Annotated in this window: 20 protein-coding genes and 1 pseudogene; 2 read left to right on the top strand and 19 right to left on the bottom strand. The window is 59.5% G+C overall.

Going from position 1 to position 25,955, the window contains the following annotated elements; genetic code table 11:
* Positions 1 to 87 precede the first annotated feature (87 nt).
* The 3 genes from cysC to msbA all read right to left on the bottom strand — a co-directional run bounded on the left by cysC (position 88) and on the right by msbA (position 3,365).
* A complete protein-coding gene (gene cysC, locus ACIPIZ_RS20460; RefSeq protein ID WP_105705928.1) occupies positions 88 to 699 on the bottom strand; it encodes an adenylyl-sulfate kinase in 612 nt (203 codons plus the stop codon).
* Positions 692 to 1,396, bottom strand: a complete 705-nt coding sequence (locus tag ACIPIZ_RS20455; protein WP_401167056.1) for a sulfotransferase family 2 domain-containing protein — start codon at positions 1,394 to 1,396, stop codon at positions 692 to 694. Before ACIPIZ_RS20455 ends, cysC begins: the two co-directional genes overlap by 8 nt.
* Before the next feature lie 166 nt (positions 1,397 to 1,562).
* Entirely contained in the window at positions 1,563 to 3,365 is a 1,803-nt protein-coding gene (gene msbA / locus ACIPIZ_RS20450) for a lipid A export permease/ATP-binding protein MsbA (RefSeq protein ID WP_105705930.1), read from the bottom strand.
* 154 nt (positions 3,366 to 3,519) lie between these two features.
* Between msbA and ACIPIZ_RS20445 the strand changes: the two genes are divergently transcribed.
* On the top strand, positions 3,520 to 5,382 hold the full coding sequence (locus tag ACIPIZ_RS20445; protein ID WP_122661082.1) for a bifunctional O-antigen ligase/aminoglycoside phosphotransferase family protein: 1,863 nt from the start codon (positions 3,520 to 3,522) through the stop codon (positions 5,380 to 5,382).
* Positions 5,382 to 6,599 carry an acyltransferase gene (locus tag ACIPIZ_RS20440; protein WP_064387796.1) on the top strand — a complete coding sequence of 406 codons (1,218 nt, stop codon included), beginning with the start codon at positions 5,382 to 5,384 and terminating at the stop codon, positions 6,597 to 6,599. Before ACIPIZ_RS20445 ends, ACIPIZ_RS20440 begins: the two co-directional genes overlap by 1 nt.
* A gap of 18 nt (positions 6,600 to 6,617) precedes the next feature.
* On the opposite strand, the gene ACIPIZ_RS20435 is transcribed toward ACIPIZ_RS20440, so the two are convergent.
* The 16 genes and pseudogenes from ACIPIZ_RS20435 to glnE all read right to left on the bottom strand — a co-directional run bounded on the left by ACIPIZ_RS20435 (position 6,618) and on the right by glnE (position 25,661).
* Entirely contained in the window at positions 6,618 to 7,520 is a 903-nt protein-coding gene (locus ACIPIZ_RS20435; RefSeq protein ID WP_064387795.1) for a glycosyltransferase, read from the bottom strand.
* Entirely contained in the window at positions 7,517 to 8,671 is a 1,155-nt protein-coding gene (locus tag ACIPIZ_RS20430) for a glycosyltransferase family 4 protein (RefSeq protein ID WP_064387794.1), read from the bottom strand. Before ACIPIZ_RS20430 ends, ACIPIZ_RS20435 begins: the two co-directional genes overlap by 4 nt.
* A complete protein-coding gene (locus tag ACIPIZ_RS20425; RefSeq protein ID WP_401167053.1) occupies positions 8,668 to 10,104 on the bottom strand; it encodes a PIG-L family deacetylase in 1,437 nt (478 codons plus the stop codon). The genes ACIPIZ_RS20430 and ACIPIZ_RS20425 overlap by 4 nt, the downstream gene beginning before the upstream one ends.
* An 8-nt stretch (positions 10,105 to 10,112) precedes the next feature.
* Positions 10,113 to 11,009 (bottom strand): antimicrobial resistance protein Mig-14, encoded by an 897-nt coding sequence (locus ACIPIZ_RS20420; protein ID WP_401167050.1) that lies wholly within the window; start codon positions 11,007 to 11,009, stop codon positions 10,113 to 10,115.
* Positions 11,009 to 12,139 (bottom strand): glycosyltransferase, encoded by a 1,131-nt coding sequence (locus ACIPIZ_RS20415; protein WP_064387791.1) that lies wholly within the window; start codon positions 12,137 to 12,139, stop codon positions 11,009 to 11,011. Before ACIPIZ_RS20415 ends, ACIPIZ_RS20420 begins: the two co-directional genes overlap by 1 nt.
* Positions 12,123 to 13,880: a carbamoyltransferase gene (locus ACIPIZ_RS20410; RefSeq protein ID WP_064387790.1), complete on the bottom strand. Its 1,758-nt coding sequence runs from the start codon at positions 13,878 to 13,880 to the stop codon at positions 12,123 to 12,125. Before ACIPIZ_RS20410 ends, ACIPIZ_RS20415 begins: the two co-directional genes overlap by 17 nt.
* A 225-nt stretch (positions 13,881 to 14,105) precedes the next feature.
* Positions 14,106 to 14,882 (bottom strand): annotated as a pseudogene (locus tag ACIPIZ_RS20405) (DUF3800 domain-containing protein); the annotation flags it as partial.
* A 20-nt stretch (positions 14,883 to 14,902) separates the two neighbouring features.
* Positions 14,903 to 15,235: a YceK/YidQ family lipoprotein gene (locus ACIPIZ_RS20400; RefSeq protein WP_177430978.1), complete on the bottom strand. Its 333-nt coding sequence runs from the start codon at positions 15,233 to 15,235 to the stop codon at positions 14,903 to 14,905.
* Between the two features lie 216 nt (positions 15,236 to 15,451).
* Complete coding sequence (locus ACIPIZ_RS20395; RefSeq protein ID WP_401167046.1) at positions 15,452 to 16,903, bottom strand: lipopolysaccharide kinase InaA family protein; 1,452 nt, start codon at positions 16,901 to 16,903, stop codon at positions 15,452 to 15,454.
* Positions 16,903 to 17,655, bottom strand: coding sequence for a lipopolysaccharide kinase InaA family protein (locus ACIPIZ_RS20390; RefSeq protein WP_064387787.1), 753 nt, complete (start codon positions 17,653 to 17,655; stop codon positions 16,903 to 16,905). Before ACIPIZ_RS20390 ends, ACIPIZ_RS20395 begins: the two co-directional genes overlap by 1 nt.
* Positions 17,652 to 18,386: a lipopolysaccharide kinase InaA family protein gene (locus ACIPIZ_RS20385; protein WP_064387786.1), complete on the bottom strand. Its 735-nt coding sequence runs from the start codon at positions 18,384 to 18,386 to the stop codon at positions 17,652 to 17,654. The genes ACIPIZ_RS20390 and ACIPIZ_RS20385 overlap by 4 nt, the downstream gene beginning before the upstream one ends.
* A complete protein-coding gene (rfaP, locus tag ACIPIZ_RS20380) occupies positions 18,386 to 19,192 on the bottom strand; it encodes a lipopolysaccharide core heptose(I) kinase RfaP (protein ID WP_401167042.1) in 807 nt (268 codons plus the stop codon). The genes ACIPIZ_RS20385 and rfaP overlap by 1 nt, the downstream gene beginning before the upstream one ends.
* A complete protein-coding gene (locus ACIPIZ_RS20375) occupies positions 19,192 to 20,313 on the bottom strand; it encodes a glycosyltransferase family 4 protein (protein ID WP_401167039.1) in 1,122 nt (373 codons plus the stop codon). Before ACIPIZ_RS20375 ends, rfaP begins: the two co-directional genes overlap by 1 nt.
* Positions 20,313 to 21,374 carry a lipopolysaccharide heptosyltransferase I gene (gene waaC / locus ACIPIZ_RS20370; RefSeq protein WP_053116715.1) on the bottom strand — a complete coding sequence of 354 codons (1,062 nt, stop codon included), beginning with the start codon at positions 21,372 to 21,374 and terminating at the stop codon, positions 20,313 to 20,315. The genes ACIPIZ_RS20375 and waaC overlap by 1 nt, the downstream gene beginning before the upstream one ends.
* Before the next feature lies 1 nt (position 21,375).
* Positions 21,376 to 22,410 (bottom strand): lipopolysaccharide heptosyltransferase II, encoded by a 1,035-nt coding sequence (waaF, locus tag ACIPIZ_RS20365; RefSeq protein ID WP_064387782.1) that lies wholly within the window; start codon positions 22,408 to 22,410, stop codon positions 21,376 to 21,378.
* A gap of 311 nt (positions 22,411 to 22,721) precedes the next feature.
* The gene (gene glnE, locus ACIPIZ_RS20360) at positions 22,722 to 25,661 is read right to left on the bottom strand and encodes a bifunctional [glutamate--ammonia ligase]-adenylyl-L-tyrosine phosphorylase/[glutamate--ammonia-ligase] adenylyltransferase (RefSeq protein ID WP_150647786.1); all 2,940 of its coding nucleotides are present in this window, start codon (positions 25,659 to 25,661) and stop codon (positions 22,722 to 22,724) included.
* Positions 25,662 to 25,955 lie beyond the last annotated feature (294 nt).

Genomic DNA, 25,955 nt, shown 5'->3' with positions numbered 1-25,955 from the left:
CAAAATGAACAGGGGCGCGATATTAACACAGGGTTGGCGAAGGCTTGTGCGCGGGCTGCAACAGGATGAAACAGCTGGCTTTTTTGCTCATTTTTTGAGCACCAGAGCAGTCAGTTGGCGGCACGCTTCGGACAAGTGCAGATCCTCGGTATCAATTTGCCAATCGGCTGCCAACGGCGCCTCGTAAGGACTGTCGACGCCGGTGAAATGCTTGATTCGCCCTTCCCTCACGGCTTGATACAACCCTTTCGGGTCACGCCGGGCACAGACCTCGAGTGACGTACTGACATGCACTTCAATAAAGTCGCCGTGGGCAAACAGTTGCCGCGCCGCTTCGCGCTCGGCACGAAACGGCGAAATGGCGGCGACAATCACGATCAGTCCGGCGTCGACCATCAACCGCGCCACTTCAGCCATACGGCGGGTATTCTCGCGGCGGCAAGCATCGCCCATGCCCAGATCCCGACACAGCCCGTTGCGCACATTGTCGCCATCGAGCAGAAACGTGTGCAGGCCGGATTGATGCAGATGCATCTCCAGAGCATTGGCCAACGTAGACTTGCCAGCACCGGAAAATCCGGTCAGCCACACACAGCTCGGGCGTTGCGCCTTGAGCGCGGCACGCGCCTGACTCGACAACGCCAGGCCATAGGGATGGATATCCAGCGTCCGTGCCGGCAAAGACAAGCACTCATTCATAACCGAGCAGCTCATAGTCGCGCTGATAAACCCGTCGCACCAGGCGCCGTGTACGCAAAGAACAGAACTCACGCGCGGGCAACTGTTGGCGTTGTCGAGAAACGTTGACGTGGGGTAACCGGCTGGTCACCCCCAAACGCTCGCAAACCAACCGAAAATCCCGTTGCAAATGCTCCTGATAGCCAATGAAGTCCAGCGCCAGATGGCCCAGCGAGTCGGTCAGAAAGTCGGTTTGCGCTGCAAAATGCAATTGTCGCGGAATGTTTTCCGGGTGCAGCCAGCGCGCGACGAAATCATCGAAATCACGGTACTGCCGAACCAGTCGCTGTGCGGCTTGATCGCGACCACTGAGTTCGTTTCCGTGCAGAAAGGCATAAGCGGAGTAAGCACGCTCCAGCGGATCACGGACAAAGGCGAACTTGTACATCGTCGCAAACTGCTCGGGAAACTGCTCTTCGTACCAATACAGGGGCAAATGCCCTGGGCGCCAGCCGTCGAACATGGCCGTGCACACGCTGCTGCCAGCGCATTTGGGCACATGGATAAACAGGCAGGCATGTTGCGTGAACGCTTGCGGAAAATTCAGACTGGCCGACATCGATTTGTTGACGACCTGACGGTCAACCACCGACAGCCGCCCAAGCAAAAAGGCTCGCTGCGCCTTGGGCAGCAGTTTCCAGAAATATCGTTGCAACATGCAGATCACCGCGCGAAGGGGATAGCCCCTCAATCAAGTTCAGAGTTCGTGGAGGAACCTTAACAAGCGCGGCAGCGGGATTTATTCCCGTTTGGTCAAGATGGGTAAAGGACTGGATACAAACGCGGGAGCAAGCAAGCTCGCTCCCACGGGATTTTGCCGGTTATCAGGCGATGTCTTCAGTCGGGGCATCGAGGCCCATGGCGTTGAGACGGGCGTAATAGCCATTTTGCGCGAGCAATTGATCATGCGTGCCGCGCTCGACGATACGCCCCTGATCCATGACCAGGATCAGATCGGCTTTCTCGATGGTCGACAGACGGTGGGCAATCACCAGCGTAGTGCGGCCTTTCATCACTTGATCCAGTGCGGCCTGGATGTGCCGCTCGGATTCGGTGTCGAGTGCCGAAGTGGCCTCATCGAGAATCAGCAGCGGCGCATTCTTGAGCAAGGCCCGGGCAATTGCCAGGCGCTGGCGCTGGCCACCGGAAAGCAGGACGCCGTTTTCGCCGACCTGAGTGTCAAGGCCTTCCGGCAATTGCTCGATGAAGTCCATCGCGTAGGCGTCCCGCGCAGCTTTCTCGATATCCTCACGCGGCGCACCGGCCAGATCGCCGTAGGCAATGTTATTGGCCACGGTGTCGCTGAACAGGGTGACGTGCTGGGTAACCTGGGCAATATGACGACGCAGGTTGAGCAGTTTGTACTGTTCGACTTCCACACCGTCGATGAGAATTTCACCCTTGTCGTGGTGATAGAAACGCGGAATCAGGTTGGCCAGGGTCGACTTGCCACTGCCCGAACGCCCCACCAGCGCAACCATCTGCCCCGGTTCGGCGGAGAAACTGATGCCGTCGAGCACCTGACGTTCGGTGCCCGGGTAGGTGAAGCTCAGGTTGCGCACATCCAGACGACCGGTCACCGAGTCACGCGTGACCGTACCGGTATCGACTTCAGGCTCGACGTCCAGTTGTTCGAAAATGCTTTCGGCACCCGCCACGCCTTTCTGGATGGTCGAGCTGACTTCGGACAGTTGGCGGATCGGCTTCGGCAGCAGGCCGGCCAGGGTGATGTAGGCGACCATATCTCCTGCGGAGGCATCGCCGCGCAGGAACAGCACGAGGAACATCAACACCGCCATGGCGCTGTAGATCACCAGTTGCAGCATCGGCGTGTAGATCGCGCCGGTACGGGTCATGCGCAGTTGTTTGTCGGTGTTGCTCTGGCTGGCAGCGAGGAAGCGTTTTTCTTCGTAAGCCTCGCCACCGAAGCTGCGCACCACGCGATAGCCCTGAATGGTTTCCGAAGCCACGTGCGTGACATCGCCCATGGCCAGCTGGATTTTCTTGCTCTGTTTGCGGAATTTCTTGCTCGCCGTGCGCACCATTACGGCAATCAGCGGCAGGATGGCAACCATCACCAGCGTCAGCTTCCAGTTCATGAACAGGAGGGAAGCAAACAGGAAGATCACCGTCATGCCTTCACGGATTACGACCTTGATCGCATCCGTTGCCGCCCCCGTGACCATGGTCACGTTGAAGGTGATACGCGAAATCAGATGACCGGAGTTATGCTTGTCGAAATAACGATTCGGCAGCACCAGCAGGTTGTTGAACAACTGCACCCGCAGATCGTGCACCAGGCCGAGGGAAACCTTGGCCAGAAAGTAGTTGCCCAGATAAGATCCCAGCCCCTGCCACGCGGCGATCAGGATGATCAGCAGCGGAACGGCCTGCAACAGTTGCAGATCACGCAGGTAAGGTACGCTTGGAAACAGCACCGCTTCCGGGTTGGACAGGCCGTCGACGAAATACTTGAGGATGTAGCCAAGCATCGGCTGGGTCGAAGCGAAAATCAGGAACCCGACGATGCTGATCAGAAACAGACTGATGTACGGCCGAACATAGCCGAGCAGGCGGAAGTAGATTTTCAAGCTCGAAGGGCTTGCGGCGGTACTGGAATCGGTCATATCACGCGAAAGTCGATAAAAAGGACGGTGACTTTAGCACAGCTTCTTCAGGGTTCTGGCAAACAGCGAAAGGCTGTTATTGTTAGGCACGTTTTTCAGCATCAAATAGCCATCACCCGAATGGTCGATCAACTTCAGGATTGAATCTCACAGCATGCAACTTCGCGGCTTCAACAGTACGTCCAATCGAGTATTCGATTTCATTAGCCTGTGGATTCTTCCCGCCGGCTACTTCCTGCTCTTGTGCGCGCTGTTTTTTCTGCCGGGCCGAAGTCTGCATCACAAGCTTTTTTACGGCTTGTTCAGCATTCCGACATTGGTCGCTTTGTGCCTGCGTCCGCGTGAACTCAAGGAGTTGCTACGCGAGCCGGTGTTCGTCGCGCTGCTGGTGTTTGTCGCCTGGGCCTTGCTCAGCCTCAGTTGGGGACCGCGCGACGAAGGTATCGCCGGGATGTTCAAACCGTCACTGCACACCTTGCTGTTGTTTGCCGGCACCTATCTGCTGGTGCGTTATCGCAGTGAGATCCTGCAACCTCTGCTGTTCGGCGCCGCGTTGGTGGCGTTGGTCGCAACGACGTGGTTCTTGTTCAGATTCGCCCGTATTTACGAACCGGGCATGCGTCTGATCGGCGGTGGCGCTTTTGACAACCCACTGCTCAGCTCGCACCTGTTCGGTTTCTTCAGCGCCTATTGGCTGAGCGTGACCATGACCTGCAAACGCCGCCAGATGATGTGGCTGAGTGTGCCGGCAATGGCAATCATGTTTATGGCGGTAATCGGCACCGGGTCCAGAACGCCGCTGGTGGCGCTGACCATGGCCGCGTTGTGGCTGTGCTTCATTTGCTGGAACCGTCGCTCGATAGGCTTGTTGATCGGCCTGGCGCTCAGCGGTGTAACGGTCGCCGTCCTGTTTGCACAAATGATCATCGAACGTGGCGATTCGTATCGACTGGAAATCTGGAAACAGGTGCTGCACATGATTGCCGACCATCCCTGGATCGGTCACGGCTACAGCGCCACGCTGTCTGTCGACCCCGGTGTCGGCATCAACTTCCAGGAGCCGCACAGTTTCGTGCTGGGCGTTCTCTATTACGTCGGCATCTTCGGCCTGTTGCCGTGGTTGTTCTTCATTTTCTGGGGCCTGCTGAGCAGTTGGCGCCAGCGCGTACAACCACTGTTGATTGTTGCCTCGACGCTGCTGATCTTTGGCATCGGCGCCGGACTGACCGAAGGTGGCGGAATCATTTCACGGCCCAAGGAGCACTGGTTCCTGTTGTGGATTCCGCTGGCACTGATCGCGGCACTGAGCATCAATCAACGTGCGCGGCGCCTGCTGACAATGCCGGTGCAAAAACTCACCGTCACCGGCCTGCAAAATCTGAGCAACGCCGCTCAGGTGATCGAAGAGGATGGTTTGGGCCCGAAAGTCCTGCGCCTGACCGATGGCAGCTTCCTCAAGCTGTTCCGCCGTCGTCGCTGGTACACCTCGGGCAACTTCAATCCGTACTCCGAACGCTTTGCCGTCAACAGTGAACAGTTGCGCCTGATGGGCATTCCAACCCCGCAAGTGCTCAACCTGTATCGCCTCAACGATGGCAGCAGCGCCGTGCACTACGCCCCCCTGCCCGGCCACACTCTGCGTCAGGTATTGCAGAGCATTACCGCACCGGCCGTTCGTCAGGCGCTGGTGGAACGCTTTGGCAAGTTCATGGCGCAACTGCATGAGAAAGGCGTCTATTTCCGCTCTCTGCACTTAGGCAACGTGTTGGTGCTGGAGGATGGCGAGTTCGGCTTGATTGATCTGGCTGACCTGCGCGTTTACCCTAGCCCGCTCAGTCTGGCCCTGCGCCAGCGAAATTTGCGCCATATGCAGCGTTACACCGTCGACAAACGCTGGCTGTTCGAAGAACACTTCGAAGCACTGCTTCAGGGCTACGCCGTCACGGCGTCGCAATCTGCGGTGGATAATCTGCACAGGCAAGTGCTGGCCGGCAACACTCCGGCCCGAGTTCACTGATGATCGAGACTAACCCCCTGATTGCGCTGGGCGCCTATGCGCTGGCCATCGTATCCGCCGCGCTATTGCTGCGCGTCGTGCCAAAAATCGCCCGCCATCTGCAGCATTCCGGTGAAAGCCGCTATGCCAGCATTGATGGCTTGCGCGGCTATCTGGCGTTTGGTGTTTTCGTGCACCACACGGTCATTACCTGGATTTTTCTGCGCACTGGAGAGTTCGGATTTCCGCCCAGCAACTTTTACTCGATGATCGGTCAGGGCAGCGTTGCGCTGTTTTTCATGATCACCGGATTTCTGTTCTGGAACCGTCTGCTGACCCAAGGGCGTCAGCACGATTGGTTGGCGTTTGGCATTTCGCGGGTGTTTCGACTTTATCCGCTGTACCTTCCGCTGATGCTGATTGTCTTTGTCACCGTGTTCCATTTGCAGAACTGGGAGCTGAAGGAGCCTGGCAGCGCCCTGTTCAAACAGATTCTGGCGTGGCTGACTTTTGACCGCCCCGACATCAACCAATATCCGCAAACCGGCATGCTGATCTCCAACGTCACCTGGACGCTGGCCTATGAAGTATTCTTCTATCTGGCGCTGCCGCTGGCCGCAATGGTCTTCATCTACCGCGGCAACTGGGTACAAGTGGTGCTGTGCCTGATCGGCATCTATGCGCTGTATCAAGTGGTCGGTTGGGAGCATTCGCTGAAGAAGCACTTCATCGCCAGTTTTCTCGGCGGCATCGCGGCGGCGTACTGGATTCGCCGACCGGCGTTGGTGGCGTGGAGTCGTACACCTCTGGCGGGAATCATTGCGTTGCTGGCGCTGGTGATTGCGTTCACCGCGTTCAACCGTGCCTTCAAGACCGGGCCGCTGTTCCTGCTGTCACTGTTTTTCGTGATCGTGGCGTCGGGCAACAGCCTGTTCGGTGCGCTCAAGCCACGCAGCATCCGCTGGCTCGGCGAGATCAGCTACAGCACCTATCTGCTGCACGGTTTCGTGTTGTGGCTGATGGTGCAGCGTCTGCCGCTGCTGCTGAATCTCGACGCGCGGGAGGCGGATGTCTATCTGCCGCTGATCGCGATCTGCACGTGCCTGCTGATTCTGATCAGCAGCCTGAGCTTTCTGTACATCGAGTTGCCGGGCATGGCCGCCGGCAAAAAAGTCCTGCTGTGGATTCGCTCGCGCCAGAAAGGCGATAAGCAGCTCTCGGAGAAAGTCGCCCGCTAAGCGCGGGCGACCGCTGTTTCAACTCTTTTCCCGCGGCGAAAACAGTAACCGTCCAAGACCGCGCCAGGTCTTTTTGTTCCACGCCTTGAACGGGATCTGCGCCAGCAGTTCCCGCGCCAGCTTGCGATTGCGGTTGGCGGTCTTGAGGAACATCGAGTTGAGCGCCTTGTAACGCACTTCGTCATACAGCGGATGATCGCTGAACAATGCGTAGATACGCAGGATGCTTTCGATCATGAAACGGTGATTCTTGTACGAGTTGGTGGCGTGCTTGCGGTAGCGCGCCATGACCATGTTCAAGCCGTCGATGAAATAACCGGCACGCGTCACCTTCAACTCGATATACAGATCTTCAAGACGAATCGCTGGATCGAACCCGCCGACCTTGTCCAGCGCTTCGCGCCGGATCATCAGCGTCGGCGCCGGCGGATACGGTTTGCGCTCAAGGAACATGTCGTCGAAATCGAGGCGGCGGAACGGTACGTCGCGGCGCTGACGTTTTTCCGGGTAGAGATTGCCATCGGCGTCCATCAGTTCGATGTTGCCGGCGCAGATCCCGACTTCGGGTTTGCCGGCCATGTAGGCCACCTGCGTGGCAATACGCTCCGGATACATGATGTCGTCAGAGCCGAACGGCACGATCAGGCTGCCCTTGGCGCGCGCAATGGCGCCATTGAGCGTATTGGTCAGGCCCTGGTTCTGCTGCACACGGAAATCGAAACCGTGCTGCGCCTGCAAAGCACTGATGCGCTCGACGCTGTCGTCGTTCGAGCCGTCATCGATCACCAGCAGTTCGATGTTCTTGTAAGTCTGGTTGATGACACTGAGGATGCTTTCCTCAATGTACGGCCCGTGGTTGTACGATGCGATGATGACGGTGACGAGGGCGTTCGCTTCGCTCGTTGCTGTTTGTTCACTCATGGCTGCTCCCTGCGAGCCTGTTCCAGGCCAGAGTCAATCAAGTCCAGATATTCCTGACGGAACACCTCGATATCATGCTGGTCCTGTAGATAGCGGTAAGCCTGCTCGCCCTTGGCCTTGAGCTCGTCATCGGACAGCGCGAGATAATTATCCAGCGCCTCGACCAGGCTCGGCACATCTTTCGGGGTAATCGACAACCCGCCTGCGCCTTCGATCAGCGGCAGCATGGCCGGCACGTTCGAGGCGATCACCGGCAGGTGCCCGCTCATGCCTTCGAGCAAAGCCAGGCCAAGGCCTTCAGCCAGCGACGGCATGGTCCAGATATCAAAGGCACGCACGTATTGCAGGGCGTTTTCCTTGAAGCCCAGCAAATGTGCGCGTCCGCCCAGGCCCAACTGCTCAATTTCGGCAGCCAGCGGCGCTTGCAGGCGGCCGGCACCGATGATTGCCAATTGCGTGTTCGGGTATTTGTCCTTGAGCGCGGCAAACGCCTGCAACAGATAGGTATGGCCCTTGACCGAAACCAATCGCCCCAGCGCGCCGATCAGGCGCACATCCGGATCGATACCGAGCAGTTCGCGAGCCCTTTCACGGCTGTGTTGCAAGCCTTCGGCCTGTTCGATGTCGATGGCGTTGGTAATAGCGTAGGTATTCTGGTCGGTGAACCCGCAATCGCAGTCCAGCAGGTACTGTTTGACCGCTGGCGAAACACCGACGAAACGCCAGTGCCGATCGATCAGGCGCTGGGTCTGACGACGACGATAGAAACGGTCGTATTCGCCGAAACCGTGGGAGATGCCAATACACAACGGCACCTTCAACCAGCGGTTGAGCGTGAGCATCATGTTCACCGGTTTGAAGCGGTTGCAGATCACCACGTCAAACTTTTCCCGGCGGCAGAACTTGTATAGCTGCCACATCGCCCGCAGGCGCATGCCCTTGAGCGACTTGTCGGAAAACTCGAAATACACCGAGCGGTCAGCACGACTCACTGGCTCACCGGCCGCAGGTTTACCGCGCAGGAAAGCCGCAGTGATCTCATAGCGCTCCGACGGCAACGCCTTGACGATCTGCTCGGCAAGGTCGGCGAAATCATGGGCTTTGACGTTGTAGTCAGGTTGCAACTGCAGAACCTTTGACCGTTGACTCATAAATCTCCCCGATTCACGCCTGATTCACCCGGTTTCAGCAGCCAGAGTAATTCCTGGCGTCGGACCGCTTTTCGAAAAAACTCGTTCTCGCCGTATATCGACGGCGCACGCCCGGCCAGCACGCGCTGAATCAAGCGGCGCAAACGACGCTTGAACGGTGCTGGCGGCTGCAAGTCATGCATCATGCCCAGCGCCATGGCCTTGTCGCGTTGCTGCTCAAGGGTTAGCGGCAAGCACAGCGGCTGCATCGGTACGGCGCCATCGAAGGCCGGAGGCAACGCAACGCCTTCACCGGCATTGCCCATCGGCCAGCGATCGTTATCGTGCAAATGGTTGGCGTAACCGAGCAGGGTCGGCTGCCAGTCGAGGCTGTTCAGCACCTGCATCACGGCTTGCTGACTGCAGAGATGGTCGGGATGCGGATCAAGCGACGGATGCGGCAGGACGATCACGTCAGGGCGCGCTCGCAGCAGCACTTCGCGCAGGTCGGCCAGCAGATTGTTCCAGGTCGGCGCGCCGTCGACGTCGCTCGGCAAACTGAACGGATTCAACTGACGGAATAATCGGGTATCGCTCAAATCAGCTTCGCGCGAAGCGACCGGTTGACTCGGCGCAGCCTGCATCGCTGCCAGTTGCAGACAGAAATAACCGAGCTGCACGCAGTTTTCCTGTGGCACGCCAGCCCAGCGCGGCACGGCGAGGCTGTCCCAGGCACGCAATCGGCCCTTGAGCCGCGCGGCTTCGACTTTGCTCAGGCCCATCTGCTGATAGTGTTCGGCTTCAATTTCGCCGGCAGTCAGGGTGACGATCCAGGCTTCATCGGCCTGACTGTACAAACCGTAGGCGGCCAGTTCCGCATCGTCGGCGTGCGGAGCAATCACCATCACCCGCGAACGGCGGTAATCCGCTTGCTCCAGCGCCCACAGCAGCGGCTCACCCCAGACGCGACAGAAGCGTCCGCGCAAGCGCAGCACGCCTTGGGACAAGGCTTGCGCCTGACCGCTGAGGTTCAGATAACGCAGGCCGTTGACGCCGCGCTCAAAGGTTTGCGCGTCGGGATTCGTACCGCCTGCCAGCTCAATGCGCGGATCGAAGAAGCGTCCCAGCCATGTGCTTTTGACGTGCACCGCGAGAATCAGCGTGGCGTCATCCACCAGCATCACGCCTTCATCGAGGCGCAATTGTTCACCGTTAAGGTGCACTTTTGGCTGCGGTGTGAACGGCGGAAAGCTGTACTGGTAATCGTCTTTCGGCGAATAGAACAAATGATCGGCGAACCACGCCTCATGGGTGATCCAGCCGATCACTGCAAGCACCAGCGGCAACCACCAAACAACCAGTACACCGACCGCGATCAACACGGCCAGCGCAATCAACAGACCGATGCGTTTGTTGCGCCGGTGACGCTTGAGCAATTGTTGTTTGCGACTCATGGGCGGGCTCATACGGTGAACACCGGCACAGGATTGCACCAGCGATCCTTGTATTCACGGTCGGCGCGACCAAAGGAAAAGCGCAGCGGCTTGTCCAGCGCTCGCGCGTGCTCCCAGGCGCTTTGCGTATTGAGAAAGCTCAACACGCTGCCGGGGCTGAAATCGCGGGTTTGCGGATCGACACCGCCGTTGATGTATTCGACGCTGATCCACTCTGGCGCTTCGACGCGGTACACCAGTTGAATCGCGATCGGCGCATCATTGAGGAAGATCACCGAACCTATCAGCAGCTCGCGCAGCAGCTCGATGACATCAGCCATACGCGCTGCGCCGGTAGCGGGGAAGCCCCAGCGACGCTGAAACAGATCGCAGTAGATCGCCGCCAGTTCGGCGCTGGAGAACTCACTGACCGCACGCACCACGCCGCCCGCCTCTTCCAGCAAACGCAGTTCGCGGCGCTGGTTGTAGCGGAATTTCTTCGACAGATCTTCCGGAGTGCGGGCCATGGCCAGTTGTTCGGTCTGCAACTTCAGGCCGCTGAAGCGGCTTTCATTGAGGGCCGACAGGTAGCGTGCGCGATGGCGCAGCGGGGCTTGGGCCTCAACGGCGGCCGGCAGGATCAGCTCGGCATTGCCGAGGTCGAACAAGCCTTTTTTGCCATTGCGCTTGAGCACGTCCTTGGACAACGCCAGATCGCGTCCCCAGGTCGGGATCGCCGCCTTGATTTCGCCTTGTTGCTCCCAGGCCAGGTAACGCACCGGGATGCCGGCGAGATCAGCCAGACGCTCCACCACCAATGGGTGAGTCGCAACGCTGCCACCGAAACGCCGCCAGGTGGTTGCATAGGTGGAGGCGTCAACGGGCGACCAGCCACGTTCGCGCCAGCCTTGAAATCGGTTGAGCATCAGCCCCTCGGTGCCAGATCGGTAACTTGCGGCAGACGCCAGAAGGTGTCACGCACCGCACGGTCGGAGAAACGCTCACGCAGACGATCGAGCATCATCTCGGCGCACTGAAGACGCTGTTGATCATCCATACCAGCCAGATGTTGCAGGCCTTGCGCCAAGTGTTCGGCATCGCCTAGCGGAAACAGAATGCCCACGCCTTCCACCACTTCCTTCGCGCCACCGCACGCAGTGGCGAGCAGCGGCACGCCGGCGGCCATGGCCTCCAGCAGCACCATGCCGAACGGTTCGTGATCGGAACTCAAGGCAAATACATCGAAGGCACGGAAGTAATTGCGCGCATCCGGCACCTGACCGAGGAACAGCACGCGATCACCGATACCCAGTTCGCGCGCCAGTTCCTTGAGGTCCTGCTCCAGACGGCCCTTGCCGAGAATCACCAACTGGCTGTTGCCCGGCAAACCCGGCAAAGCCGCAGCAAAGCCGTGCAGCAAAGTTGCCTGATCCTTGTCCGGGTGCAGCCGGCCAACGTTGCCGACAATCCACGCATCCGGTGCAAGGCCAAGGGTCTCGCGGGCTTCGCGGACGGACACCTGACTGAATTGCAGCGCAGGCACATCAATACGGTTATACAGCGTCTGAATACGTTCTTGCGGCCACTTCGGCAGGCAACGACGCATGTCGTCGCGCACCGCATCGGACACGCCGAGCAGGCTCAGACGCTTACGGAAAATGTGCGCAAACAGCTTGCGCGTACCGCGTTTGTAATCGTCAAACGCGTGGTGCACGCCAATCACCGGCAACGAAGTGCCGAGCAAGGCGATATAGATCGGCTTGAAGCGATGGGCGATGCAGAAACTGAAATTGCGGGAAGCGGCGATCTTGCGCAGATCGCCGATGGCGCCCAGCTTCAGGCCACGAATGGCCTTGGAGCTGTATTCCATGAACAACACTTCATCGGAAGCACACGCGGTGGCCACCTCGCTATCGGCGACCCCGGTCAGAAAGACCGTGGTCACCCGATAACCGGTGCCCGCGAACAGGCTGGCATACTGCCGTGCGCAGTCGAGGAACGGCCCGTCATAGCCGTGACAGAACTGCAGCACATGGCGTTCAGCCGAGCGAGTCATAAGCGTTTGCGCCCTCTTTGACCACCAGAATGTCTTCCATGATCAGGTACTGCAGATCGGAGCCGAAGAACATGTTCAGCGCATCGGTCGGCGAGCAGATCATCGGTTCGCCACGACGATTGAGCGAGGTGTTCAGCGACACACCGTTGCCGGTCAGGACTTCCAGCGCCTTCATCATGTCGTAGTAGCGCGGGTTGTATTCGCGCTTGAGCACCTGGGCACGGGAGGTACCGTCTTCGTGGACGACTTCCGGCACGCGGGTTTTCCACTCATCCGCCACTTCGAAGGTGAAGGTCATGAACGGCGCCGGGTGATCGATCTTGATCATCTGCGGTGCAACGGTGTCGAGCATCGACGGGCAGAAAGGCCTCCAGCGCTCGCGGAACTTGATCTGGTGGTTGATGCGGTCAGCCACACCGGGAATGCTCGGGCAACCGATGATCGAACGACCACCCAATGCACGCGGACCGAATTCCATGCGGCCCTGGAACCAGGCCACCGGGTTGCCATCGACCATGATCCTGGCGATCTGCTCCGGCATGTTGTCGAGCTTGCGCCAGGTCGGCTTGTTTTCGTGACGGGCGCACGCGGCAATCACGTCTTCGTTGCTGTACGACGGGCCGAGGTAGACGTGTTCCATCTTCTCGACCGGTACGCCACGGGCGTGCGAAACGTAAGCGGCAGCGCCGACAGCAGTGCCGGCATCGCCGGAGGCCGGCTGGACGAACAGCTCTTTGACGTCATTGCGCGCGATGATTTTCTGGTTCAGCTTGACGTTCAACGCACAGCCTCCGGCAAACGCCAGCTTGCCGGTTTCCTTGAGCACGTCGCCCAGGTAGTAGTCGATCATCTGCAGCGAGATCTTTTCGAACAGCGCTTGCATGCTTGCGGCGTAATGGATGTACGGCTCGTCAGCGATATCGCCTTCGCGCTTGGGACCCAGCCATTCGATCAGCTTCGGCGAGAAGTAGAAGCCTTTGCCCTTCTCTTTATAGCGACGCAGGCCGATCACGTTGGCGTAGTCGGTGTTGATCACCAGCTCGCCGTTCTCGAACGAGGCCAGACGCGAGAAGTCGTATTTGCTGGCGTCGCCGTACGGCGCCATGCCCATGACCTTGAACTCACCGTCGAGCATCTCGAAACCGAGGAACTCGGTGATCGCGCCGTACAGGCCGCCGAGGGAGTCCGGATCGAAGAATTCCTTGATCTTGTGGATCTTGCCGTTTTCGCCGTAACCGAAGAAGGTCGTGGCGTACTCGCCTTTGCCGTCGATACCGAGGATCGCGGTTTTCTCTTGGAAACCGGAACAGTGGTAAGCGCTGGAGGCGTGAGCCAGGTGGTGCTCGACCGGCTCGATCTTGATCTTTTTCGGATCAAAACCCAGCTGTTCCAGGCACCAGACGATCTTGTTGCGATAGCGCTTGTAGCGACGATTGCCCATCAGGATCGCATCGAGGGCGCGATCCGGCGCGTACCAGTAGCGCTTGGCGTAGTGCCAGCGAGCCTCGCCGAACAGGCTGATCGGCGCGAACGGAATCGCCACCACGTCAACGTCGGACGGCTTGATACCGGCCTGCTCCAGGCAGAACTTCGCCGATTCGTAGGGCATGCGGTTCTTTGCATGTTTATCGCGTACGAAGCGCTCTTCTTCAGCCGCCGCCACCAGCTTGCCGTCAATGTACAAGGCTGCTGAAGGATCATGGCTAAGGGCGCCGGACAGGCCAAGAATCGTCAATGCCACAGGGGTCTAGCCTCTTTAGTCTGCATGCAGGCGCGATGCGCCTTGAAAATTGATGTGCCCTCGCACCGGGCGAGAGACAGCTAAAGGGCGGGATTATAGCGTAAAAGCGCCCACAAGCCTCTAGCCGAACTGCCGCGCCTGCGCGTTGACACTCTGTACCTCTCGTCATATGCTCGTACGCAAATGGACTGGGGGATCCCGGTCGGCGCTAATGCCTCGGTGAGATCACCGGGGCTTTTCGCTTTCTGGGGAGGGGAAAATATTCAAGCCCCAGTTCTCGAAACCCTGTCCGACTTTGTTCCGCCCGCCGCTGCAGTAAAATTTGCGCTTGAGTACTTCAAATGCACGATTTTCCTGACCAGCCTTCAGAACGCTCATGCCGATGGGTCTCGCAACGAGATCAGCGAGCTGCAGACCGGTGGAATTCACTTGTTTTGTGGCAAAGACGATGTCAAATGGCAGTTGAATTCCCAAACGATTCGCACCACCGCACATCCTGCGAAACTCCAACTCAAGCTCGTTATCTTCCCGCCTCCCTCGGCGCTCGAAAATCACATGCGTCGTTGCCCCTTGCTGATTCTTTTCCTGCAAGAACTCATAGAGCGTTTCCAGACAAAAGCCGAGAGCGAGGTGGTATGGATTATGGCTGGGGCCTTGCCTTTCGCGCAGAGCAGCCTTGTCTATGACGCAGCTGATCAGAACGAAGTTGCTGGCTTCAATGATGCACGTCAGCTCCTCAAGAACAGCATTCTTGTGCTCCCGGGAAATGAAAAGTCCTGAGAACGCGCCTTTCTCTTTGCGAATTTCAAGTTCATGCAGACCAATCAGGTCGTGGCCCATATGGGTGAACTTGAATTTCTGCAGGGCAGAAATGACTTTTTCGCAGTAATGCCGCTTGTCGAAGGCGCAAAACGCGAGCACAAAAACGGGATATTTGGGATCCAGTGTTTGCATCCCATGGTCACCGCTCTCATCGACATAGACGATGACATCGCTGTACCTGGCTATCGAAGGCAAACCAGTTACCCGCCACCTGAACGCCAGTAAATATTCAGATTGCCATCTTCGATCTGCCGATAAAGCGTGTACGGCAGCGAGACCGTGTCGAATACCCCGGACAGCGGCAGGTCCAGCAACACGAAGGGCACCAGGAAGCCCGTGGGATCGGGAGGTGCGTTCAATACGCAGAAATCGAAGGCCAGACCGCTGTAGATGCGCGGAATGGATTGGCAGTAGGTTTTCTGTTTGCGCATGTCGCGGGCGACGTCGGCGTCGTCCTGCAGCACGGTCAGGGCACTGCCGCAGCCCGATAAAACCCATGAAAAAACAGCCAGTGTTGCAGCCTTGTTGATCATCAAGCGTTGCCCTCCGAAGTCGTCAGGCAAACTAGCATCGGGGCTGGAGGCCGCACAGTTCATGGCTTCTGTAGAAGCTGTAGGAGAAGTCAGTGGGTGTTGTGCACCGTTTCCCCGTGGGGATTTGTAGTGTTTCGGCCGATCTCTTCGCGAGCAAGCTCGCTCCCACATCCTGAACGCATTTCATGTGGGAGCGAGCTTGCTCGCGAAGGCGGCTCAGGCAGCGCCGGAGATGTCTTTGGGCAAGCGCTGATCAATCACTTGATACAACGCGCTGCTCTGCGGCCAGTTGCGCATGAAACGCGCCCGGTCACGGGCATAGGCCGGGGCGAAACTCCCCAGCGAACCATGCTGGCACATCGAATCAAGATCGATCAGCGCCCAGCGATCTTCCTGCCAGAACAGGTTATGGCCCTTGAAATCGCCGTGGCTGATGCGCTCGGCAATCAATCGCGCGAACAGCTGATCCAGTGCCTGCAACTCGGTTTCCGGTGCATCGCCACTTTCAACATACGGCGCAAAACGCTCGATGATGTCCGGCCCCGGCAGGTATTCGGTAATCAGATAAGCGCGGCTGCGCAGCCACAAAAAACGCTTTTCCAGCACTGCCAGCGGTTTCGGCGTGGCGATGCCGAGGAACGCCAGACGATTGCCTTCACGCCACGAGTGCCACGCACGGCTCGGGCGCCAGAAACGCTTGAGCCAATGGGCAAAATTCTTGATGTTGTAGCGTTTGATCACCAGCGTGCGCCCGGCCACGTCGACCTTGCCAACACTCGCCGCACCGCCGGTCTTGTACAGATGCCCCTGATCGAGCAGCGCATCGGCCTGCTCCAGCACCGGCACCATCGCCGCTTCTTCCTCGCGACGAATGGCGCGCAGAGCGAATGCACCACGCTGCACCGCAAACAGTGTGCACTCACGACCGACCTTGATCAGATAATCGCGCAGACGCCAGGCGCGCACCTTGTCGATCTGCTTCTGCAACGCTTCCAGCGGCAGCGCGTGCTCAGCGTTGCTCAGCAGGTAATACACCAGCAATTCTTCGGTAAACGGCTCCAGCGATTTGGGCAACTGGGCGAAAAATACGCCGAGGTTTTCCAGCACCTTTTGCCGTGACAGCGGCTGACCGGCGGTTTCCGCGCAGATCCCGGCGCCATCGATCAAGTACAACTGGCCGTCGTGGCGCAGCAGATTGTCGAGGTGCAGGTCTTGCTGCCACAGGCCTTTGCTGTGCAGTTGCGCGATCGCACCGAGCGCTTCGGCCAGCACCCCCGATTGCTCATCGGCGAGCACCGGCAATGACTCGACCTGGCTCCAGGCATCGCCAAGGCTCTCGGCACCTTCGAGAAACTCGAACAACAGCCAGCCACCTTCGCCTTCCTTCAAGCCATCGGCCAGCAGCAACGGCGTGGTCAGGCCTTGCGCTGCCAGCAGTTTCACGCCATTGAGCTCACGCTGAAAATGCCGCGCAGCCTTGCTGCCGACCAGCAACTTCGCCAGCACTGGCCGACCGCGCCAGACACCGGCACCGACATAACGCTGCCCCGGCAACACCCGCAGCAGACTCAGCAACTGCAGATCGGCAGGCCCGGCGGCATCGGCCAGGGCAATCGTCAGCGGCAGGCTTGGCGTGCGCCCGGCATTTTTCAGGTCGGACAGGTGCATCAGCGAGTCTCCTTGCGACTGCGTCGTGCGGTCAGACGCGTAACCCACGCGTTGACCAGCGAGCTGTCGACCGACTGATCGACATAGGCCGCCAGCAGCTCGCGCAGTTGCGCCTCGTTCCATTGTGGCGCGCGGCGCAGCAGCGGCTCCAGATCCTTGACCCGATCGCGCATCCCCCACAGCAGTGGCCGTGTTTTCTCCAGGTCAATCAACTGCGCCTGATATTGCGCGCCGTCGGCCTGCAAGAAAATATGTTTCGGGTAAAAACAACCGTGCACCTGACGCAGACCGTGCAGCAGCCGCGCCAGTTGCCCGCAGGCTTTGAGGATCGCCGATTGCTGCGTGGCGGTCAGTTCTGACCAGCGCTGCAACAACGAATCGAGGTCATCCCAGCCGTCCAACGCCCGGGTCAGCAGGATCGCGCGAACTTCACCGTCGACCTTGCGCTGCCCAAAGAACGCCGCTTGCAGCGCCGGAACCCCCAGCGTGTTGTAACGACTGATATTGCGAAACTCACGGGCGAAACTTGGCTCGCCAAAGGGTGCGTGCAAGGTGCGGGTCAGGTAATTGCTCTGGCGCTTGAGGTAATAGGCATGACCTTCCAGTTCAAGGCGAAACACGCTGCTCCAGCCGCCACCGTCGGTGTTCGGTTCGTCCACCGCTTCGAGCTGCTTGGCCCACAGGGCGTCAAAAGTGCCGAGGCCATTACGCTCGAGCAGCGCACGGTCTTCAGCGGCCAGAAAATCAGTCATTCGCGTCCCTCGAAAAATCTCACCACGTGGCGAATGCGCTTCTTGTCAGCGGCATTCAAGCGATCACGCCCACGGTATTGCAGGTAAAAGCGCAGGCGCTGGGTATTCGACAGGTGATATTTGGCGACCTTGTCGAGGCAGGCCAGATCCTTGGTAATGCGGTACTTGAGCCAGAAACCGCGCCAGAAATCGCCGTTCGGGCAGTCGATCAAAAACAACTGCGCCTGATCGTCGATCAGCAGGTTGCGCCACTTCAGATCGTTATGGGTGAAGCGATGGTCATGCATGATCCGCGTATAAGCGGCCAACTGCCGACTCACGCCATCGACCCAGGCGCGATCCTTGAGCTTGGGATCGTTGCGCTCAGCCAGCGCCGAGAGGTCTTCGGTACGCGGCAGTTCGCGGGTGATCATCGCGCCACGGTCGTACGCCGCGCCACGTCGCTCCAGGCCCCAGGCCACCACTTCAGCGGTGGGAATGCCCCACTTGGCAAAGCGCTTGAGGTTCTGCCACTCCATCTTGACCCGCGGCTTGCCGAGGTAACGGCGCAAGCCCTTACCGGCACCGACGTAGCGTTTGACGTAGTAGTTGACGCCATTGCGCTCGACGCGGATGACTTCCGACAGTGGGTCGCGGGTCAGGCGCTCGCCTTGCAGGGCGAACACCGCTTCGAGGCTGCCGAAGTCGTCGGCGAGATCGCTGTATTCAGGTTCAAGGATCCAACCCGCCATCAGAGCGCATCCCCGTAACGCTGCTTGCGCGCATAGAGCTTGTTGGCCTTGCCTTCCAGCCAACTCAGCAACGGCGCTTCTTCCGCGAGAACCTGCCGCAGCGGCTGCTGGAAATAGCCCTTGAGGAAACGCAGCTTGTCGCGGCGGGTCAGGCCGATGTCCAGCGCCGAGAAATACAGCGCCGCCAGATCCTTGTTGCGCCAGCGCTGCGTGATTTTCGCGCGGGTCTGGGCACGGTGCAGGTCGATCACCGAGAGTTTGAAATCTTCTGCCGTCACCGGTTTATCGGTGTGCAGCAGGAAGTGACAGATGTAGCAGTCGCGGTGATTGACGCCGGCGCGGTGCATCATGCCGGTCATGCGCGCAACTTCGGCGATCAGTGCGCGCTTGAGTCTCGGCTCGGGCGGCTGCTTGACCCAGTCGATGCTGAAGTCTTCAAGGCTGATGGTCGGCGCCAGTTCTTCGGTGACGATGAACGAATGCTGATCCGCCGGGTTGCTGCCCTTCTCACCGTAAGCGACGGCGGTCATGGTTGGCACGCCGACTTCCTGCAGACGCTGGATGGCTTTCCACTCCTGACCCGCGCCGAGTACCGGCAGCTTGGCGGTCAGCAGATTCTTGAAAATCTCGCCCCAACCGATGCCACGGTGGATCTTGACGAAAAATCCGTTGCCGTCGACTTCCGTGCGCAGTGTCCGGCGTGCTTCCAGCTCGCGGTATACCTCGCCCTGCAAGCCTTCGACTTCGGCGAACGGGTCGCGTCCGGCCCAAAGGCTTTTGAACGGTTCAGCCAGCATCAACTTCATTAAGCGTGCTCCGCCAGAATCACATCGGCCGCGTGCTGCGGCATGCTGTAGAGGTCGGCCGACTCGGCGAAGGCCAGACCATTGCGGCTCCAGGCCGCGCGTGCAGCGTCGTCTTTCAACATGTCAGTCAGGTATTGCGCCAGCTGCGCCTGATCGAACGGTTCGTCCAGCACTCGCCCGGCGTCGGCCTCAGCGATGTAATGGGCATAACCGCAGACCGCGCTGACCAGCACCGGAAGGCCGGCGACCAGCGCCTCAAGCAATACCGTGCCGGTGTTTTCGTTGTACGCCGGATGGATCAACAGATCGGCGCCAAGCAGGAAACGCGGGATATCGCTGCGCCCCTTGAGGAACGTCACGTTATCGCCCAGGCCCAAAGTCGCGCTCTGCATCTGGAACAATTTGGGGTCATCCTGGCCGATTACAAACAGCCGGGTGCGCTTTCTCAGTTCCGCGGGCAATGCGGCCAGCGCTTTCAGGCTGCGATCAACGCCTTTGGTCTTGAAGCCGGAGCCGATCTGCACCAGCAGCAGCTCGTCATCCTTGAGATTGAATTCAGCGCGGAAACCGGCGCGGATTTCATCAGCATCCGCTGGACGGCGACGATCCTGGGCGATGCCCGGCGGCAGCAGGTGGAAGCGCTCAAGCGGCGTGTCGTAATGCTTGATGAACAACGGCTGCTGCACTTCGGAAATCATCAGCACTTCGGTCTTCGCGTCTTTGGCGAACACCGCGCGCTCGTACTCGGCGAAGTGGCGATAACGGCCCCAGCGGCGGTACAGCGAATTGCGCAGGTTCTGCGCCTTGTCTTCGAAGCAGCCGTCGGCGGCGTAATAGACGTCCAGACCGGGCATCTTGTTGAAGCCGATCAGACGATCCACCGGGCGTTTGGCCAGATCCGCTGCCATCCACGCGCTGAGCTTTTCATTGCGACGATGGTTGAAGAACGCCTTGACCGGCGCCACCAGCACTTCGAAACCGGGCGGCACCTCGCCTTCCCAGATCAACGTGTAAACGCGGATCTGATGACCGCGTTGCTGGCATTCGAGGGCGATGCGCATGAAGTCGCGCTGCAAGCCACCGAACGGGAAATATTTGTACAGGACGAATGCCAATTGCATCAGCGCAGCTCCTCAGCCATTAACAACGTGCTCAGTCGGCTGGCGACACGCTCGGGGTTCAGACGCGTGAAGCACAGCGGCTGCTCACGCTTCAGGTCAAACTGACGGGCATCCTGCGCGGTCGGTTGATAGGTACATTTCTTTTGCAGGCACGGCGCGCACGGGAAGTCGCTGGCCAGGTGAATCTGCAATTTGCCGTAGGCGCCGGTCAGACCCGGATTGGTCGGGCCGAACAGCGAGATGGTCGGCACGTCCAGCGCAGCGGCCAAATGGCCGAGACCGGTGTCCACCGCTACACAGGCTTGCGCGCCGGCGAGGACTTTGCCGACGCCGGCCAGATTGAGTTTCGGCAGCACTTCGGCGTGCTTGAAACCGGCGGCAATACGCTCGGCACGGGCCTTTTCCTGCGGGTTGCCCCACGGCAGTTTGACGCCGACGCCGAGGTAGCCGACGCGTTCGGTCAGTTCGCGCCAGTAGGCTTCCGGCCAGTGCTTGGTGTCCCACGTGGTGCCATGCAGGAACACCACAAAAGCGTTCTTGCGCGGCAGCTCGACCAGACGCTCGACATTGAGGCCGTAATCGCCCAAGCCTTTCGGCAAGTCGTAGCCAAGGGCGATGGCGAACAACTGCCGCACACGCTCGACGGCGTGTTGCCCACGGGCCACGGCCAGTTTGCGGTCATAGAAACGCGCAGCCATCGGCTCACGGGCCGAGCCTTTGTCGAGACCGGCCACCGGCGCTTTGACGTAACGGGTCAGCCAGGCGCTTTTCAGCAGACCCTGAGCGTCGATGACCAAGTCGTATTTGTTCGCGCGCACGCTTTGCTTGAAGCGTTTCCACTCGCCGCTGGTAATGGTCTTCCAGATGTTTTTACGCCAGCGGCGGATCGCCACCGGAATCACTTTATCGACGGCCGGGTGCCAGGTCGGAATCTCGGCGAAGCCTTCTTCAACAACCCAGTCGAACTTGATCCCGGGGATCGCCCGGGCGGCGTCGGTCAGCGCCGGCAACGCGTGAATCACGTCGCCCAGCGATGAAGTCTTGATCAGCAGTACCCGCAACTTAATGAACCTCGACCACGGAGCCCTGCAGTTTCTGCAAGGCATCGTTGACTGCGTCCGGCATCAGTTGGCGCAGGCAGTTGTAATGGCCGAAGCGGCAGGTACGGTCGAAACACGGACTGCAATCGAGCCCCAGCCGGACCACTTCGACGTGCTCGGCCAACGGCGGGGTAAAGCCCGGCGACGTCGAGCCGTAGACCGCCACCAATGGGCGGTTCAGCGCAGCGGCGACGTGCATCAGACCGGAGTCGTTGGACACCACCGAGTCGGCGCAGGACATCAAATCAATGGCCTCGGCCAGCGAGGTGCCGCCACTGAGATTGACCGATTCTTCGCGCAGGCCCGGGATCAGCCGCGCGCGGATGTCTTCGCCGACCGCGTGATCGTTTTTCGAGCCGAACAGCCACACCTGCCAGCCTTCGCGAATACGCGCTTCGGCGACTTTGGCGTAATGCTCGGACGGCCAGCGCTTGGATTCGCCGAACTCGGCGCCGGGGCACAGGGCCAACACCGGACGATCGAGGCTCAGGCCGAATTTGGCCAGCGCTGCTTCGCGGGTGACCGGATCGATTTGCAGGCTTGGGCGTGGATACGGTTTCGGCAGTTCGGCGTTCGGCTCATAGGCCAGGGCCATGAAACGCTCGATCATCAGCGGATAGCGTTCTTTATCGAGGGTGCGCACATCGTTGAGCAGACCGTAGCGGAATTCGCCGCGCCAACCGGTGCGCTTCGGGATGCCGGCGAAGAACGGCACCAGCGCCGATTTCAGCGAGTTGGGCAGCAGAATCGCCTGATCGTACTGACCGCGCAGGGATTTGCCGATGCGTCGACGCGTCGCCAATTCCAGCGCGCCGTGGCCGAGCGGAAAGCTCAAGGCCTTGCGCACTTCGGGCATGCGCTCAAGGATCGGCCGGCTCCACTCGGGGGCCAGCACGTCGATTTCGCATTGCGGGTGGCGCTGTTTGAGACACTGAAACAGTGTCTGCGCCATCACCATGTCACCGACCCAACTGGGCCCAACGATCAGAATATTCATGTGGTTTCCAAAAACGAACCGGGGAGGCATTTACGCCTCCCCGCCTCGATAATCACTGTGGGAACACCGGCGGCTTGCGATGGGTCATTACCTTCAACATTTCTGTCGACTGTTACTCCGCTATCGCGAGCAGGCTCGCTCCTACATGGTTTTGCATCTATTCACACATCTGCGACTCACCGCAGATCCATTGTAGGAGTGAGCCTGCTCGCGATGGGGTCGTTACATTCAACATTGTTGTCGTCTGATACTCCGCTATCGCGAGCAGGCTCACTCCCACAGGTTTTTGCATTCATTCTTACATCTGCGTTTCAGCTTAGCCCCATCTCTTTCCATATCCGCAAAACCTGCCGCCGTTCTTCGACAAACTGGTCTCCGGCAATCACCCCCGGGTCCTTCTGCAAGGCCTGCCGGTGGGCGGCGGAGCGGTAGGCTTTGTAGGCCTCACGCAACAGGCTGGCGTCTTCGGCGGGCATCAGCCCTTCGCGTTCCAGCTCTTCCGTGATGCGGATGTTATCGGTCCAGCGCAGCAATGGCGGGTGGCTGTGCGACCACGCCAGGGCCGCGTATTGCACCATAAATTCAATATCGACGATACCTCCGGCGTCCTGCTTGAGGTCGAACGGCGCCGTGGCGTCGAAGGCATTTGCCGCTGTACCCGCCGCGGTGCTCTTGGTGCCGAGGTTGTCGCGCATCTTCGCGCGCATCTCGCTTACTTCCTGTTGCAACTTTGCCAGATCGCGGGATTTGCCCAACACCTGCGCACGAACCTTCTCGAACGCCTGACCGACATCCTGACTGCCGACCAGCACCCGCGCCCGTACCAAGGCCTGATGTTCCCACGTCCAGGCTTCATTTTCCTGATAGCGGGCAAACGCGCCGAGCGAACTCACCAGCAGCCCCGAAGCACCGGACGGACGCAGACGCATGTCCACTTCATAGAGCTGACCCGAGTTGGTCTGCGCCGTCAGCAAATGAATGATCCGCTGCCCCAGTCGGGTGAAGAATTGCGCGCCATCAATCGGCTTGGCACCGTCGGTTTCCGCCTGCGGGTCGCCGTCGTGGATGAACACCAGATCCAGGTCCGAACCATGTCCCAGTTCCAGACCGCCGACTTTCCCGTAACCGACAATGATGAAACCGGGATCGCACAAAGTGCCGTCGGTGCGCAGCGGAGTGCCGTGTTTGGCCACGGTCTGGCGCCAGGCCAGGGCCAGCACCTGCTCGAGAATCGCTTCGGCCAGCCAGGTCAGGTAATCGCTGACTTTCATCAACGGCAGACTGCCGGCGATTTCCGAGGCGGCGACGCGCAGGCGGTGCGCCAGTTTGAAATGGCGCAGGGCTTCCATTTGTTGTTCGAGATCGTCTTCCGGGATTCGCGTCAGACGCTCGCGCAATTCGGCGGCCAACTCTGGCGCCAATGGCGGCTTGAACAAACGCCCTTCGTTAAGCAATTCATCCATCAGCAGCGGGAAGCGGGTGATCTGCTCGGCAATCCACGGGCTCGCCGCGCACAACGTCAGCAAGCGCCGCAGCGCACCGGGGTTTTCCGTGAGCAAGACTAAATAAGCCGAACGTCGGGCAACCGCCTCCACCAGCGGCAACACCCGCTCAAGCACCAGATCGGGATTGGCGTGCTCTACTGCCTGTGCCAGCAAACGCGGAATAAACGCATCGAGACGTTCACGCCCCAGTCGCTGCATAGCTCGCAACTGCGGGCTGCTGCGCAAACCGGCCAGCGCCTTCAGGGCTTTGCTCGCATCAGCGAAACCGCCCTCTTCCAGCTGTCGGCAAGCCGCCTCTTCGTCCTGCTCTTCTTCCCACAGCGGCAGCCATTCACCGCCGACCACCACTTCACTTTCGGTGCCGTCTTCCTCGTCGGGATCGGCGATCACTTGCGCGAAGTGCCAGGCGACACGGCCGCGCCAGAACATCAGTCTTTCGTGGAACGCCTCCCAATCGGCGAAACCGAGCATGAAGGCGATGCGCGCCTGATCCTGCGCGCCATCCGGCAGCATCTGGGTCTGGCGGTCGGCAATCGCTTGAATCGCGTGTTCGGTGTAACGAAGGAATTCGTAGCCTTCGCGCAGCTCGCTGATCACTGCCGGCGGCAGATAACCCTGACCCTCCAGCGTACTCAATACCTTTAATAGAGGGCGCTGTTGCAAGCTCAAGTCGCGGCCACCGTGGATCAACTGAAAGGCCTGAGCGATGAACTCGACTTCGCGGATACCACCGGAGCCGAGCTTGATGTTGTCGGCCATGCCTTTGCGCCGCACTTCCTGCTGGATCAACTGCTTCATGGTGCGCAGCGCTTCGATCGCCGAGAAGTCCAGGTAACGCCGATAAACGAATGGTCGCAGCATGTCGAGCAACTGCGCCCCCGCAACCTGATCGCCAGCCACCACCCGCGCCTTGATCATCGCGTAGCGTTCCCAGTCGCGGCCCTGATCCTGGTAATACTGCTCCAGCGCGTTGAAACTCAACACCAGCGCGCCGGACGAACCGTATGGGCGCAAGCGCATGTCGACGCGGAACACGAAGCCGTCGACGGTCATCGGATCCAGCGCTTTGATCAGGCGCTGGCCGAGACGAATGAAGAATTCCTGATTATCCAGCGAGCGTTTCACGCCCACCGTTTCGCCGCCCTCGGGGTAGGCGAAAATCAGGTCGATGTCGGAAGACAGGTTCAACTCGACGGCGCCGAGCTTGCCCATGCCGAGGATGACCATCGGCTGCGGCAAACCGCTGCGGCGCCCGGTCGGCGTACCGAATTGTTCGCAATGGCGGCTGTACAACCATTGATAAGCCTGGTCGATGGTGGCGTCGGCCATGTCCGAGAGATCGCGGCAGGTCTGCACCAGATCGGCCTGACGGGTGAGGTCACGCCAGATGATCCGCACCTGATGGCGGGCGCGCTGACGGCGCAGGGCGCGACCGAGTTCGTCTTCGCTTTGCGCCGCGTTTACGGCAGCAGAAATCTGCGCACACAATTCACCCGGCGCAAAAGGCCGGTCGAGCTCGCCGGACTGCACCAGCGCCAACAACATCAAAGGGTCACGAACGCTCTGTTCAATGACAAACTCGCTGGCGGCGGTGACGCGGGCGAACTGCGCCCAGCGCTCTGGCGTCCAGTTGGCAAAGCCGTGATCGTCTTCAAGCGCGGCGACGGCCGTACGGAACGACTGCTCGGATCGAGTGACCAACGGCAGGAGAATGGCAGGCAGTTCGGCAAGCACGGGCAGGGTCATGGTCTATCCTTGATCGGCGTGTAAATGGCCGCTTGTAGTGAATGATGAAAACCCGCTACGTGAAGGACTGTCGAACAAAAGTTAGAAATAGCTGAAATTTCTTCTTCTTTAGCATCCAACATCAAAGTTTCACCTTTTACGGATGGTAATCGACCAACCTTAACGATTATTCTCACAACGCAGTCGGAGGCCACAAGCCTTTCATCTGTAGTTTTACTACTCGTCTATACATCCGAAAGGCTGAAATGCCGGAAGATTTGTAGTAAAACTACACGCCGCCGGAACAACCGGACT

It is taken from the genome of Pseudomonas sp. NPDC087690, assembly GCF_044743175.1.
Lineage (GTDB): Bacteria > Pseudomonadota > Gammaproteobacteria > Pseudomonadales > Pseudomonadaceae > Aquipseudomonas.
Note: the sequence above shows the minus strand (reverse complement) of the source record. Positions and strands in the feature narration are given on the sequence as shown.

Coding starts and splice junctions, on each gene's coding strand:
- ACIPIZ_RS20445 (WP_122661082.1), top strand. CDS start 3,520: ATGCAACTTCGCGGCTTCAACAGTACGTCCAATCGAGTATTCGATTTC.
- rfaP (WP_401167042.1), bottom strand. CDS start 19,192: ATGAAGTTGATGCTGGCTGAACCGTTCAAAAGCCTTTGGGCCGGACGC.
- cysC (WP_105705928.1), bottom strand. CDS start 699: ATGAATGAGTGCTTGTCTTTGCCGGCACGGACGCTGGATATCCATCCC.
- ACIPIZ_RS20385 (WP_064387786.1), bottom strand. CDS start 18,386: ATGGCGGGTTGGATCCTTGAACCTGAATACAGCGATCTCGCCGACGAC.
- ACIPIZ_RS20420 (WP_401167050.1), bottom strand. CDS start 11,009: ATGCTCAACCGATTTCAAGGCTGGCGCGAACGTGGCTGGTCGCCCGTT.
- ACIPIZ_RS20455 (WP_401167056.1), bottom strand. CDS start 1,396: ATGTTGCAACGATATTTCTGGAAACTGCTGCCCAAGGCGCAGCGAGCC.
- ACIPIZ_RS20400 (WP_177430978.1), bottom strand. CDS start 15,235: ATGATCAACAAGGCTGCAACACTGGCTGTTTTTTCATGGGTTTTATCG.
- ACIPIZ_RS20435 (WP_064387795.1), bottom strand. CDS start 7,520: ATGAGTGAACAAACAGCAACGAGCGAAGCGAACGCCCTCGTCACCGTC.
- glnE (WP_150647786.1), bottom strand. CDS start 25,661: ATGACCCTGCCCGTGCTTGCCGAACTGCCTGCCATTCTCCTGCCGTTG.
- ACIPIZ_RS20375 (WP_401167039.1), bottom strand. CDS start 20,313: ATGCAATTGGCATTCGTCCTGTACAAATATTTCCCGTTCGGTGGCTTG.
- ACIPIZ_RS20425 (WP_401167053.1), bottom strand. CDS start 10,104: ATGAGTCGCAAACAACAATTGCTCAAGCGTCACCGGCGCAACAAACGC.
- waaF (WP_064387782.1), bottom strand. CDS start 22,410: ATGAATATTCTGATCGTTGGGCCCAGTTGGGTCGGTGACATGGTGATG.
- ACIPIZ_RS20390 (WP_064387787.1), bottom strand. CDS start 17,655: ATGACTGATTTTCTGGCCGCTGAAGACCGTGCGCTGCTCGAGCGTAAT.
- ACIPIZ_RS20430 (WP_064387794.1), bottom strand. CDS start 8,671: ATGAGTCAACGGTCAAAGGTTCTGCAGTTGCAACCTGACTACAACGTC.
- ACIPIZ_RS20395 (WP_401167046.1), bottom strand. CDS start 16,903: ATGCACCTGTCCGACCTGAAAAATGCCGGGCGCACGCCAAGCCTGCCG.
- msbA (WP_105705930.1), bottom strand. CDS start 3,365: ATGACCGATTCCAGTACCGCCGCAAGCCCTTCGAGCTTGAAAATCTAC.
- ACIPIZ_RS20415 (WP_064387791.1), bottom strand. CDS start 12,139: ATGACTCGCTCGGCTGAACGCCATGTGCTGCAGTTCTGTCACGGCTAT.
- ACIPIZ_RS20440 (WP_064387796.1), top strand. CDS start 5,382: ATGATCGAGACTAACCCCCTGATTGCGCTGGGCGCCTATGCGCTGGCC.